The organism is Chloroflexaceae bacterium (assembly GCA_025057155.1).
Lineage (GTDB): Bacteria > Chloroflexota > Chloroflexia > Chloroflexales > Chloroflexaceae > JACAEO01.
This window is the reverse complement of record JANWYD010000005.1, coordinates 92,880-106,030: the sequence shown is the minus strand read 5'-3', so window position 1 is coordinate 106,030 and position 13,151 is coordinate 92,880. Positions and strand designations below refer to the sequence as shown.

The 13,151-nt window shown below is 65.9% G+C and carries 11 protein-coding genes; 1 reads left to right on the top strand and 10 read right to left on the bottom strand.

Annotated elements, in window-relative coordinates; all coding sequences use genetic code 11:
- Window positions 1-84: 84 nt before the first annotated feature.
- Window positions 85-1,179: a DUF2156 domain-containing protein gene (locus NZU74_05535; GenBank protein ID MCS6880774.1), complete on the bottom strand. Its 1,095-nt coding sequence runs from the start codon at window positions 1,177-1,179 to the stop codon at window positions 85-87.
- Window positions 1,180-1,508: 329 nt separating this feature from the next.
- Here NZU74_05535 and NZU74_05530 point away from each other — a divergent pair, with 329 nt between their 5' ends.
- The gene (locus NZU74_05530; protein ID MCS6880773.1) at window positions 1,509-2,927 is read left to right on the top strand and encodes a thermonuclease family protein; all 1,419 of its coding nucleotides are present in this window, start codon (window positions 1,509-1,511) and stop codon (window positions 2,925-2,927) included.
- A 305-nt stretch (window positions 2,928-3,232) separates the two neighbouring features.
- Here NZU74_05530 and NZU74_05525 read toward each other — a convergent pair whose 3' ends face one another.
- The 9 genes from NZU74_05525 to NZU74_05485 all read right to left on the bottom strand — a co-directional run bounded on the left by NZU74_05525 (window position 3,233) and on the right by NZU74_05485 (window position 13,050).
- Window positions 3,233-3,532, bottom strand: a complete 300-nt coding sequence (locus tag NZU74_05525; GenBank protein ID MCS6880772.1) for a hypothetical protein — start codon at window positions 3,530-3,532, stop codon at window positions 3,233-3,235.
- A 358-nt stretch (window positions 3,533-3,890) separates the two neighbouring features.
- Complete coding sequence (locus NZU74_05520) at window positions 3,891-5,312, bottom strand: glutamate synthase subunit beta (protein ID MCS6880771.1); 1,422 nt, start codon at window positions 5,310-5,312, stop codon at window positions 3,891-3,893.
- 419 nt (window positions 5,313-5,731) lie between these two features.
- A complete protein-coding gene (locus tag NZU74_05515) occupies window positions 5,732-6,223 on the bottom strand; it encodes a cyclic nucleotide-binding domain-containing protein (GenBank protein ID MCS6880770.1) in 492 nt (163 codons plus the stop codon).
- Window positions 6,224-6,357: 134 nt separating this feature from the next.
- Window positions 6,358-6,849 carry a hydrogenase maturation protease gene (locus NZU74_05510; GenBank protein MCS6880769.1) on the bottom strand — a complete coding sequence of 164 codons (492 nt, stop codon included), beginning with the start codon at window positions 6,847-6,849 and terminating at the stop codon, window positions 6,358-6,360.
- A gap of 74 nt (window positions 6,850-6,923) precedes the next feature.
- Window positions 6,924-8,417 (bottom strand): Ni/Fe hydrogenase subunit alpha, encoded by a 1,494-nt coding sequence (locus NZU74_05505; protein ID MCS6880768.1) that lies wholly within the window; start codon window positions 8,415-8,417, stop codon window positions 6,924-6,926.
- Between the two features lie 11 nt (window positions 8,418-8,428).
- The gene (locus NZU74_05500; GenBank protein ID MCS6880767.1) at window positions 8,429-9,427 is read right to left on the bottom strand and encodes a F420-nonreducing hydrogenase; all 999 of its coding nucleotides are present in this window, start codon (window positions 9,425-9,427) and stop codon (window positions 8,429-8,431) included.
- 74 nt (window positions 9,428-9,501) lie between these two features.
- Window positions 9,502-9,975 carry a hydrogenase iron-sulfur subunit gene (locus tag NZU74_05495; protein ID MCS6880766.1) on the bottom strand — a complete coding sequence of 158 codons (474 nt, stop codon included), beginning with the start codon at window positions 9,973-9,975 and terminating at the stop codon, window positions 9,502-9,504.
- A gap of 12 nt (window positions 9,976-9,987) precedes the next feature.
- Window positions 9,988-12,054 (bottom strand): CoB--CoM heterodisulfide reductase iron-sulfur subunit A family protein, encoded by a 2,067-nt coding sequence (locus NZU74_05490; GenBank protein ID MCS6880765.1) that lies wholly within the window; start codon window positions 12,052-12,054, stop codon window positions 9,988-9,990.
- A 3-nt stretch (window positions 12,055-12,057) separates the two neighbouring features.
- On the bottom strand, window positions 12,058-13,050 hold the full coding sequence (locus NZU74_05485) for a CoB--CoM heterodisulfide reductase iron-sulfur subunit B family protein (GenBank protein MCS6880764.1): 993 nt from the start codon (window positions 13,048-13,050) through the stop codon (window positions 12,058-12,060).
- Window positions 13,051-13,151 lie beyond the last annotated feature (101 nt).

Genomic DNA, 13,151 nt, shown 5'->3' with positions numbered 1-13,151 from the left:
GGCAATCCAGTGACTTCGGATCGGATGGGCCGACCATTGCAGGTTTTTTAGACTGATGTCGGTCTGTTGCATCATCTGCGTTGTTTACCGCAAGGCCCGCAACAGGGCACGCCCCACGAACAGCGGGGGCGGAGCGCCGCCGAACGCTCCTGCTACGGCGTAAAGGGTCGCCAGCGAAGTGCGCCGCTCGTGGCTCAGCAGGTACACCGGCTCCCAGTCTTGAGGGTGCAGGCGGGCGCGAAAGGCCTCCAGTCCGGCAAAGTTGTAGAAGCGCCCGCCCCAGGCGCGCAGGGCCTCCAGCAGCAGGCGCACCGCCGCGGAAGGTTCGGGCGCGTGCGCGCCGGTCACCCGCGCCAGGGGCGCCAGGCCCATCGTCAGCCAGCGGGCGCCCTCGGCGGCCAGGGCGCGCATGGCCGTATCAATGAGCAGTTCGCTCGCACCATTGGGAGCGCCGCGCCCGCGCACGATCTGCTCAACCAGCCAGCCTTGCCGCGCCGGAACGGGGGTCGCCACCAGGTAGGCTACAATCGCGCCATCGCGCCGCGCAACGAAGACGCGCCGGCCGGCGGGCGCCGCCAGCACATCGGGGGTGACCAGGAAGCGCAGCGGGGGCAGGCCGCGAGTGGCCAGCCACTCCGCGAGGCAACGACGCATCTCCGGGCGCCGGGCGGCGGCCTCGGCAGGCAGCGGGGCGACCCTTACCCCTTTGTTGCGCGCCCGCGCGATCTGGGCGCGCAGCGAGGCGGCGCGGGCCACGAGGTCCGGCCAGTCCTCCGGGTTCCAGACGGGCTGGGCGCCAATCGCCAGGCGCGCCAGCGGGAGACGCGCCGCCAGACATTCGGCCAGAGGGGCCTGCGCGCCGAAGTAGATCACCCGGCGACCACGGCGCGCCGCCGCCGCCGCGAAGGCTTTCGCCGCCGCCACGACCTGGTCGGGCGGCCCCACTGGAGCCCCGGCTGCCACCCAGGCCCGCCCGACCTCGACAAAGCCTACCACCGCCGTCTGATCGGAAGTGAACCAGTAGTGCAGGCCAGGGTTAACAATCTGACAGGCTACCGTGTTCCAGCCGTAACGCATCACCAGTGCGCGCGCCAGCTCGCGTTCTTGCGCATCCCCATCAGGAGGCGCGAGCGCTCCGATGCGCGCAGCCGAACGCCGGGCGAGCCAGGGATTCAGCACGGGCGGACCCCTTCCTGAATGGTACAATCCGGGTTTATTGAGGAATGTATAATTTTTTCATCCTGTCCGGACGTGCAGCGAACTACCGGGGGAAAAATGGATCTCGAACAGAAAGGTCTAGGAGTATACAGCGCTCCCGAGAGCACCGGTTTATGCATCCGTTTTAAGCTGATTTATTGTACAAGAAATAACAAAACCAATTAGAGGGTGGGGACGAATCAGGTTCCCGATGCTTCTGTCCAGGAGAGGTTGAGACAGCGCGTAAGCCCTCTCTTCATTGTAGCCCAAACGTATGCAGCGCAGCCGCCGATGAACGAAAGGAGGAACGTATGCACCGCCGCCTCGCTCCGCTACTCCTTATCGTCGCGTTGACGCTTCTCGGCGCGGCCAGTTGCGCGGTGGCCCACTCGGCGCAGCGCGGGGAACGCTGCTTCGCCGAGACCGGCTTCTGCATCAGCGGGCCGATTCGCGTCTACTGGGAACGCAACGGCGGATTGGCCGTCTTTGGTTTTCCCATCACCGCCCAGTCGCAGGAGAGTGTTGAGGGACGCGCACTGCAAGTACAGTGGTTCGAGCGCGACCGGCTGGAGATCCAGCCCGACGGGCGGGTGACCGCCGGGCGCCTGGGTGCTGAGCGTCTGGAGCAACTTGGCACACCCTGGCAGCCAGGCCCCGGCAGCGCGGCCGGGCCGGGCTGCGCCGTCTTCCCCGAAACCGGGCATCAGGTCTGCGGGGCCTTCCTGCGCTACTGGCGCGCCAACGGCGGCCTGGAGCGCTTCGGGTTGCCCCTGACCGGCGAGTTCACCGCCGAGCTTGAGGGCCGGCCCTTCACCGTGCAGTACTTCGAGCGCCGGCGCTTTGAACTGCACCCGGAGATTGGCCCCGACGCCGTGCTGCTGGGCCTGCTGGGCCGTGAAGTCTTGCAGACGCGCGGCGCGGCCTCCGGCCTGACCCGCCCGGAGGGGCTGCCGGCCGGCCAGGTGGTCAACGTAGTGGACGGCGACACGGTGGACGTGCGGATCAACGGACAGGTCGAACGGGTGCGGCTGATCGGCATTGATACTCCGGAGAGCGTGGACCCGCGCCAGCCGGTGGAATGCTTTGGGCGCGAGGCATCGGCCAGGGCTGCCGAACTCCTCGCTGGCCAGACGGTGTTTCTGGAAGCCGACGCCACCCAGGCCGACCGCGATCAATTCGGGCGGTTGCTGCGCTACCTGTGGTTGCCCGATGGGCGTATGGCCAACTACGAACTGATTGACCAGGGCTACGCCTTCGAGTACACCTTCGCCGTGCCCTACCGCTACCAGGCCCAGTTCAAGGCCGCCGAGGCCCGCGCCCGCGCCGAGGGCCGCGGGCTATGGTCGCCGGCCACGTGCAACGGCCAGCGCAGCCCGGAAGCGACTCCCGCGCCCACCAGTCCGCCCATAGGAGGCGGGCCGAGCTTCCGCAGTTGCGCCGATGACCCCGGGCCAGGCGTGGCCCCCGAAACTCCGGTGCGGATCATCGCCATTGACAAGCGCGCCGAAACGGTCACGCTGCGCAACGTCAGCAACGCCGCAGTGGATCTGACTGGCTGGCGCATGTGCAGCATCAGGGGCGGCCAGGAGCACCCCATCGGCGGCGTGCTCGCCCCCGGCGAGACGCGCGTCTTTCCGGGGCCGGCAGAGAACATCTGGAACAACAACGAACGCGACCCGGGGGCGCTCTACGATGCCCAGGGGCGTCTGATAAGCTACTGGAGAGATTAAGAAACGATTTCAAAACGATGAACAACAAGTCAGGCACGTGTTCACACTTCTCCTGGGAGCGAGGGCATCTTGCCCTCGCATCCCGACGAGGGCGGGACGCCCTCGCTCCCGGGTCTGCGGGGTTACCCCAATTCTAAACACGTACCAAGTCAGAGCAAGCCGGGGAAACCAGGAGTCCTTACAGGCCTCTGCCCGCGTACAGGTTGCGATGAACCCGCCTCCGGAGACGGGAGGGGCTGGTTTCGCCTCCCATACGCCCGCACGGAACCTATAGATAAACAGTTTCTCATTATTGTACCTGGCGACTATTCATCCAGAATTTCTGTCGCCGTATTACTATCTATCCGCACACGGTTCTTCATGCGGGCGGAGATAACCCTATGGCGGCCCTTGTCAAAACCAGGTTGCAGTGTGTGCGCTGCGGCCACTCGAACGAGTCGCTTTTTGATCGGCGCGAGTTTTACTCCTGTAGAAATCCCCGCTGCCGTTCCCACGGATTCTTTTACTGCGGGCGCTGTCTGATTGAGATGAACGCCCCGCGTCGGCGCTTCTCGGGCAAACCCACCTGCTGCCCGCGCTGCAAGCAGGGCGAATTGCAGCGCCACCAGGGCTGACTACTCTGTAAACAAAGTCTTTCGCTAAACCCCCACCCTCTCCCCAACCCTCCCCCGCCGGGGGAGGGCTTCCGGCTCAGGCCACTGCCTCGGCGATGGCGAGCCACTGCACCTCCCCGACCCTCTCCCGCTGGGGGAGGGTTGGGAGGGAGGCAGAAATGCAAGGAACCTTCGTTTACAAACTACTAAGGTTCGATCTTCTTTCCAGAAGGACAGGAGCACGGAGCAGCCGGGGTTCCCCACGCTCCTGATGGTAGGCGAGAGGGCATGGGGAAACCTGGTTTCCCCACCCTCCTGCCAGGAGCGAGGTTTGGGAAAGGCTGTGCTCTTCCCAGCCCTCTGGCGCGTATTATCCCATCAGGTACCAGTGGATGCTCTCAGCAACGGCGCGGCCCTCGGCAATCGCCCAGACCACCAGTGACTGGCCGCGGCGCATATCACCGGCGACGAAGACGCCGGGCGTCGCGGTCATTTTGTGTTCGTCGGTGGCCACGCCACCGCGGGGGGTCAACTCAAGGCCGAGCTGAGCAATCGGGCCATCGGCTCGCGGCCCGACGAAGCCCATGGCCAGCAGCACCAGGTCGCAGGGCAAGGTAAACTCGCTGCCAGGAACGTCTTCCATGCGCGGCTGCCCGCTGGCATCGGGTCGCCAGCGCACCTCAACAGCCTCGACGGCCGTGACCTGGCCGGTCGCATCGCCGATCAGGCGACGGGTGCGAATGCTGTAACGGCGCTCGCCGCCTTCTTCGTGCGAGGAGGATGTACGTAGGATGCGCGGCCATTCGGGCCAGGGATTATCGGGGGCGCGCTGCAGCGGCGGCCGGGGCAGCAGTTCAAACGAGGTCACCGACACTGCGCCCTGGCGCAGAGCGGTGCCAACACAGTCTGCGCCGGTATCGCCGCCGCCAATCACCAGCACACGCTTGCCGCGGGCGTCAATTGGCGCCGTCGTGAGCGGCAGGCCAGCGCAGCGGCGGTTCTGCTGGGTGAGGAACTCCATCGCGAAATGGACGCCGCGCAGCTCGCGACCCTCGACCGCCAGGTCGCGGGGCTGCTGCGCGCCGCCGGCCAGCAGGACGGCGTCGAATTCGCGGCGCAGCTGATCGGCGGGCACATCCACCCCGATGTTGACGCCCGGCTGGAAGACCACCCCTTCGGCCTCCAACTGCGCCAGACGCCGGTCGAGGATCCACTTCTCCAGTTTGAAATCGGGGATGCCGTAGCGTAGCAACCCGCCGATGCGATCATCGCGCTCAAACACCGTCACGTCGTGACCCTTGCGGCGCAGTTGCTGCGCCGCAGCCAGGCCAGCCGGCCCCGAGCCGACGATCGCCACGCGCTTGCCGGTCAGGCGACGGGGGGGTTGGGGCCGCACCAACCCGTGCTCGAACCCCCACTCGATGATCCGCAACTCGACCATGCGGATCGACACCGGCTCGAAGTAGAGCGCCAGGGAACAGGAGCCTTCGCAGAGGGCCGGGCAGAGGTGGCCGGTAAACTCGGGAAAGTTGTTGTCGCGGTGAAGCTGGGCCAGGGCCTCTTCCCAGTTGCCCTCGGTTACCCGGTCGTTCCACCAGGGAATAAAATTGCCCACGGGACAGGCAATATGACAGTAGGGGATGCCGCAGTCCATACAGCGGGCGGCCTGAACGCGCACCTCAGCGTCGGTCAGAGGCTCGTAGACATCACGGTAATCCCGCAGCCGCTCAGCAACTGGTCGCGCGCGCCATTCCTGGCGCCCGTACTTTAAGAACCCTTCAATTTCACCCATCGGAGACCTGCCTCTCGTTCCCGAAATGCGTACAGATATGTCTGGGAGGGCTATGCCTTCTCAAGCGCGAAGTCCGGGGAACCCCAACTCCCCCTGGCGCGCAATCCAGGGTGCTGCGCTACCGGGTTTGCGTGCGGACGGGGCGCGGCGTTGCTGTCCGTGGGGGGTTGACCCGGCGGGGGCGCGGCGTTGCGCCCCGATAGCGGTGGTTGTGCCGGGATGGGAAGAATCTACGCTTTCTGGGGATTATCTGGGGTATGAGGGTCGCAACCGGAGCTTAGAGTATGGCAACCGATCGGGGATTTTGGATTTTGGATTTTGGATTCTGGATTTTGGATCAGGTGATAGGGAAGAGGATGATCGCCAAACCTAACCGGGAAGCCATTACGGTAATCCAAAATCCAAAATCTCAAATCGCATCATCGGGCGGCGCTTGCCAGAGCCTCCAGGTGCAGGTCCTGGATGCGGTCGCGGGCGATCTGGGCCACGCGCAGGAGCAACTGGCAGCCAAAGGCCGGGTCGCTCTCCATACGCTGGCGCAGCGCGGCGGCGTCAAGCGCCACCACCCGGCTATCTTCGGCGGCCACCACGTTCGAGGTGGCCTGGTAAGGCGGCACCAGGGCCGACCAGGCGAAGACCTCGCTGGGGCGCACTACGCTGAGGGTGATCTCGCGGGCCTGACCCGCGGGTGGGGGCAGCACCGAACGGCTGCCCTTCTCGGGCAGGGTCAGGGTGACCTCCACGCTGCCTTCCAGCACCAGGTAGAGATGGCGCAACTCGTCGCCCTCGTTGCAGAAGCGATGACCACCGGGGACCTCCATCTCCTCGGCGGCCATAGCGAGGGCCGTCAACTGGTCGGGAGTGAACCCGGCGAAAAACGGATAACGACGCAGCAGCTCCGGGGATACCATACGATCCTCCTGTGGTTGTTGTCTACCCCCTGGGGAGTGTGGAGGTGTGGAGGTGTGGAGATGTGGAGATGTAGAGTCTTGGAAACTTTAAGCTTTACACCTCCACACCTCTACACCTCCACACCTCTACACTGCTACACCTCTCCACCTCCACGCGCCAGCACCTCGGCCAGCACCGCGTTCACCGCGGCGGGGATGGCGGCGGCGACCGGCGGAGTCGGTTGCTCGCCGAAGTCGAGGACGTCGGTGACGGTGATGGCGTAGATAACGATCTCTTCCGGCAACGGCAGCCCCATCTGCCGGCCCAGGTCCAGGGCCACTCCCAGGCTGGTGTCGTGGGGTGAGACGCTGCGCTCGGTGGGATTGAGGGCCTGCACGTCGCGCAGGCTCAGCCGGAGGAGGCTGCCGGGGGCCTGGTCGCTGCGGCAGAGGGCGTCGATCAGAATGGCGCGGTCGTAGCCGATCAGCATTTCCATCAGCGCGAGGCCGCCCAGGGAGGCGGTTTCGACCACGACCAGGTCCTCGGGGCGCGGAGCGAGGGCAGCGCGCACCTCTTCGGCCACGCGCACGCCCACGCTGTCATCGGTCAGGATGGGGTTGCCAAGACCAAGGACCAGGGTTCGCATGACGGATCTCTTTCCTCTGTGGAGATGTGGAGGTGAAAAGCTGTAGAGCTGTTTTTCTCCCTAACCTCCATACCTCACCCGACGCCCTGGCTGAGACGCTGTACCTCGGCGCCCCGGGCGTCGCGGATAACCACTTCGAGGGGCATCTGACCGGGCAGAGCGTGGGTCGCGCAGCCGAAGCAGGGGTCGTAGGCGCGGAAGCCCATCTCGATGCGGTTGAGCAGCCCCTCGGTGATCACCGTGCCTTTCTGGATCAGTCCCTGGGCGGCCTTCTTCACCGACATAGCAATAGGGGCATAGTTGTTGGTAGTGCCAACGATCAGGTTGACCCGGGTGAGAATGCCGCGCTCATCGGTCCAGTAGTGATGGGTCAGGGTGCCGCGGGGGGCCTCGACTGAGCCGACGCCCTCGGTGGGGGTGGCGGTGACGGGCGCGCGCACCTGGGGATCGGTGATCTGGGGGTCAGTGGCCAGTTCGAGCATGCGCTCGGCGGCGTAGAGCAACTCCACCAGACGCGCCCAGTGGGTCGCCAGGCGGTAGTGGACGGGCTGGTAGCGCCCGTTGGGTCCGCGCTTGCTGCCCAGGGTTTCGTAGAACTTCTCGTAGGCTTCCTGGGCCAGGGGCGTGGCCATGCCATCGGCAGCGTTGAGCCGCGAGAGGGGCGTGGCGCAGTAGACGCCACTGTCCTTGCCGTCCACCAGCCCCTTCCAGCCGATGGCCTTGAGGTAGGGGAACTTCAGGTAGGTCCAGCTCTCGCAGTGCTCGGCGATGTGGCTGGCGTACTCGCGGGGGTGGTACTTGACAAACTCGACTCCTTCGGGATCGACCACGCGGATCATGCCGTCGTAGAAATTGACGCGGTTGTTGGCGTCCACTGTGCCCATCGAGTAGGTGCGGTGGGTGAAGGTGTCGGAGAGGATCAGTTCGACATACTGAGGATTGCCGAGCACCAGGTCCTCGAACAGCTTGAGGCTGAAGAGGGCGAAGTCCACGTTCTGGCGTGCAGCCTCTTCGATGCCCTCGCGATCGGCGGGCGCGAGGGGCCGGCTCCAACCGCCGGGGAGGGCGGCGACGGGGTGCACGCCACGACCGCCGAGCAGTTTAATGACCTGGTGGTTGCGAATGCGGGCGTCAATCACCTGCTTGCCGATTTCAAGGCCCACCTTGCGCACCACGCCGAGGATGTTGCGCTCGGCGGGGGGCGCATCGGGGCCCATCACGAAGTCGGGGCCGGCCAGGGCGTAGAAGTGGGTGGTGTGGTCGGCCACGTAGAAGGCCGAGTAGAGCAGTTCGCGGAGCTTCTTCGCCGCCGGGGGCGGGTCCACCTTGAACAGGTCGTCGAGGGCCTTGGCGGAGGCCATGTGGTGGGCCTCGGGGCACACGCCGCAGATGCGGTCGGTGATGCGGGGCATCTCCTCGGCGGGGCGGCCCACGCAGAACTGCTCGAACCCGCGCAACTCGGGAACGATGAAGTAGGCGTTGGCCACATCGCCCTCATCGTTGAGGAAGATCTCGATCCGGCCGTGGCCCTCCAGGCGGGTGACGGGGTCGATCGCGATCCGTTTCATGGGCGCCTCCTTCAAGCGGAGTTATCGGCGACGCGGGCGCGCCGCAGCAACGAGTGGGCCAGACTGAAGCGGTAGAAGGTGCCGGCCGGGTCCACCAGGGTGTCCATGACCGCAGCGATCTCTTCAGCCTGTGCATGCTCATCGAGGTGCGCGCCGCCCGCGGCCACCACCGAGGCGACCGCGGCGAGCATGCGCGCGCCCTGATCCTGGCCGTCGAGGGGGCCATAGCAGCCCTCGCAGCGCATGCCGACCTGGGGGCAGAGGGCGCCGCAGCCGCTGCGGGTGGCCGGCCCCATGCACACCAGGCCCTGTTCGAGCAGGCAAATCCCCGGCTCAGGAACGATCTCGTAGGGGCGGTAGAAGCGCGTGATCTGCTTGACGTTCTTCGCCAGGGGGCACTCCTCGCAGAGGGCCACGTTCCCGGCGCCGATGATTGTTCCGCCGGGGGGCGGGAGGGGCATACCGGTGAGCACCGCGCGCAGCACCGCGGCGATCTGCCGCGCCTCGGGGGGGCAGCCGGGAATGATGTAATCCACCGGCACCACCTGGTCGAGCGTGCGCACCGTCTCGTAGAGCACGGGGATGCGGATCTCGCCTTCGGGCACCTGCGTGACCGGCCGGGGCGCCTGGGTACGGCTTTCGTCCGTGGTCAGGCTGTCGGTATAGACCGTGCGTATGGTGGCGGCATTGGTGGTCAGGTTGGCCAGGCCGGGGGCGCAGCCCTCGCAGGCGCAAGAGCCGAAGGCCACCAGGGTCTTCGACTTGCGGCGCAGCAGGTGGGCCAGTTCCTCGTTCTCTGAGTTGCGAATGGCTCCGTTGAACAGGCACAGGTCAATATAGCCATCAGGATAGCCTTCGACATCCTGGTACTTGAAGTCGGCCACGCAGGGCCAGAAGACCACGTCGAAGGCGGCATCCACGTCGAGGATCAACTCGCCGACGTTGAGCAGCGAGATCTCGCAGCCGCCGCACGAGGCGGCCCAGTACATTGCGAAGGTAGGCCTGGGCATGGATAATCTCCTGTCGTGCGCGCAACCCGGAAGGTCGCGTTACGGCGCGCAACCTTCCAGGTTGCGCTACATTGTCAATCCCCGCCGACCTCCACCTCACGGGCGTGGCGGGCGACGGGCTGCTCGCCGAGCACGCGCTGGCGCCAGCGGAGGGGGCCCAGGGCGCGCAGTTGTTCGGTCATACGGTCCACGGCCTCGGCGAGTTGCTTGCCCTCGGAGGCGGCGGCCCAGACCAGTTGCACGCGCTCGTCCTCCACGCCGAACTGGCGCAGCATGGCCTTGAGCAGGATGAAGCGCCGCAGGGCCTTGATATTGCCTTCCACGTAGTGGCACTCGCCGGGGTGGCAGCCGGCGATCAGCACGCCATCGGCGCCCTCGCGGAGGGCCTTGAGCACGAACTCCGGCTCAACGCGGGCGGTGCACATCACGCGGATGGGGCGCATCGTCGGCGCGTAGCGAATGCGCGCCGTGCCGGCAAGATCGGCGGCCCGGTAGGAGCACCAGTTGCAGAGAAAGCCGACGATGATGGGCTGAAACTCGTTCTCCACGGCAACCCTCCTCTACTGAGGCTCCAGCCAGAGCACCTCGGGCTGGCGCGCGTCCCACAGAATGCCCTCGATCTGCGCGAGCACCTGGTCACGGGTGAAGTGCGCCCCGCTGATCGCCGCGCTGGGACAGGCGGCCACGCAGGCGCCGCATCCCTGGCAGAGGGCAGTGATCACCTCGGAGACCTTGCGATCCTCATGGAAGGTAATCGCGTGGTAGGGGCAGAGGTTGTTGCAGATGCGGCAACCCGAGCAACTCGCGGCGTCAATACTGGCACGCACCGGCTCCATCTTCATCACGCGCTGGCCGATCATACCGGCCACCCGCGCCGCCGCCGCCGACCCCTGGGCCACCGACTCGGGAATGGCCTTGGGTCCCTGGCAGGCGCCGGCCACCAGGATGCCCTCGGTCATCGTCACCACCGGGTCGAGTTTGGCGTGGCGCTCGGTGAACCAACCATCGTAGTCGCACCCTAACCCGAAGAGGGCGGCGACCTGGCGGGCATCCTTGCGCGCCTCCATGCCGGCCATCAGAATGACCATATCCACGGGGATGCGCCGCTGCTTGCCGATCAGCGTATCCTCGACCTGGATGATCAACTGGCCCTCTTCGCCGGGGCCGCGGGCGGCATCGGTGACCTCGGCCACCCGCCCGCGAATGAAGTGCGCGCCCTCGGAGAGCACGCGGTGGTAAAACTCCTCGTAGTGCTTGCCGGAGGCGCGAATGTCAATGTAGAAGTTGAACACCTCGGCTTCGGGCACCCGCTCGTGGACCAGGTGGGCGAACTTGAGGGCGGCCATGCAGCAGGCCCGCGAGCAGTACTCGTGGTAGTTCTTGTCGCGCGAGCCGACGCAGTGAATGATGCCGACACGCTTCGGCACGGTCACCCCATCGCGCAGCACCACGCGGCCCGCGGTCGGCCCGGCGGCGTTGACCATGCGCTCGAACTCCATGCTGGTGAAGACATTGGCCAGGCGCCCATAGCCGTACTGGGGCACGCGGCGGGCATCGAACTGCTCGTAGCCAGTGGCCAGGATGATGTTGCCGACCTCCAGGTCAACGATCGTATCCTTTTGATTAAAGTCAATCGCATCGGTCGGGCAGACGATCTCGCAGGCCCGGCACTTGCCGCGCTGGAAGAACGTGCAGTTGGCGGTGTCAATCACCGGGTATTTGGGCACAGCCTGGGGGAAGTTGCGGTAGATCGCCTTGCGGTAGCCCAGGCCCACCTCGAAGTTCTGGTCAATGATCCGCACCGGACACTTCTCGACGCAGGTGCCGCAACCGGTGCATAGATCCTCCTTGATGTAGCGCGCCTTTTTCCGTACACGCACCGTGAAGTTGCCCACGTAGCCGTGGACGGCGACAACCTCGCTCCAGGTCATTAAGGTAATGTTGGGATGGTTGGCCACATCAACCATCTTGGGCGTGAGGATGCAGGCGGCGCAGTCGAGGGTAGGGAAGGTCTTGTCGAGCTTGGCCATGTGGCCGCCGATGGACGAATCGCGTTCGACCAGGTAGACGTGGTAGCCGGCGTTGGCCAGTTCAAGGGCCGCGGTGAGGCCGGCGACGCCGCCGCCGACGACCAGGGTGTTGGGATTGATGTCCACGTAGAGCGGTTCCAGCGGTTGCTGGCGAACCACCCGTTCAACGGCGCCCTTGACCTGGGCCTTGGCCTTCTGCGTGGCCGCCTCGCGGTCATTGGTGGCCCAGGAGCCCATCTCGCGGATGTTGGCCATCTCGAAGAGATAGGGGTTCAGGCCGGCGCGCTGGCATGCGCTGCGGAAGGTCTTCTCGTGCATATGGGGCGAGCAGGCGGCCACCACGACGCGGTTGAGGCCGAGTTGCTGAATATCTTGCTCGATCAACTCCTGCCCCAGGCTGGAACACATGAACTTATAGTCGCGGGCGACGACAACGCCGGGCTGCTGGCCAGCCCACTCGGCGACCTCTTCGACCGCCACGGTATTGGCGATGTTATGGCCGCAGTGGCAGACGTACACGCCAACGCGCTCGCCGTGCCCGGCATCCGGCGTCGCGTGGTGATCGCGCCGGGCGCGATCAGGAGTCTCGGCGCTCATGGACTATTCCTCCTCCGACATCTGCGGAAGCGGCAGGCTCTGGTCGCCGCGGCGCGGCTTCCGTTTAGGGGCAGCCTCGGCTGCGGCGGGCGCGGCGGCGCCGATCTTCGCCAGGGCCGGGCGGGCGTCAATAAACTCCTTGCCGATCCCCACCGCGGCGGGCGACAGGCCGAAGGCCAGCCCCATCAACTGGGTGAAGAAGAGAATGGGGATGCGGTACTCCGTGCCGAACAGGCCGTTCACGCTCTCCTGGAAGGCATCGAGGTTCAACTGGCACATCGGGCAGAGAGTGACGATCAAGTCGGCCTGGTAGTCGGCAGCATTCTTGAGCAGGCGGCGGATCAACTCCAGGGCCACGTCGCGGCTGATCTGGGTCATGTGCCCGCCGCAGCAGTGGGCCTTGAGCGGAAAATCCACCACCGTGGCCCCGAGGGCGCGCATAAGCCGGTCAAGGGAGGTGGGATACTCGGGGTCATCGAAACGCTCCCGGAAGCCGGGGCGCACCACCAGACAGCCGTAGTAGGGCGCTACGCGCAGCCCGTGCAGGGGCCGGCACACCCTGGCGGCCACCTTCTCGTAGCCCACGTCGTTGACCAGGACATCGAGCAGGTGGCGCACCCGCAGACTGCCAGGCGCGTAGCTCAACCCGCCAGCGGCCAGGGCCTGGTTGACATCGCTGGCCAGGGCCGGCGACTCGCTGAGGTAGTGGTCTACCTTGCTCAGATTCAGATAGCAGGCGCTGCAGGGGGCCACCAGCTGGCCCTTCGCGGCGCCGTTGGAACCTCCGGTCTGGCGGGCGGCCAGGGCCAGATTGCGGCTGACGAGAGCATAGGCCCGTAGCCGGTTGACAGCGATGAACTCGGTGGCCCCGCAGCAGTTCCAATCATCAACTTCGGCAAACTCAACCCCCAACTGCGCGGCCACCGCCATCAGCGATGTATGGTACGCGCCAGCATTGCGCTCCAACGAGCAGCCTGGATAGTAGCTGTAGCGCATAGGACCCCCCTGATGCGATTTTGGATTTGCGATTTTGGATTGCGGACCAGGCGTAGGACCTCTCCCAGATGGGCGGGGGTGTGGAGACAACGGGTTTGCCC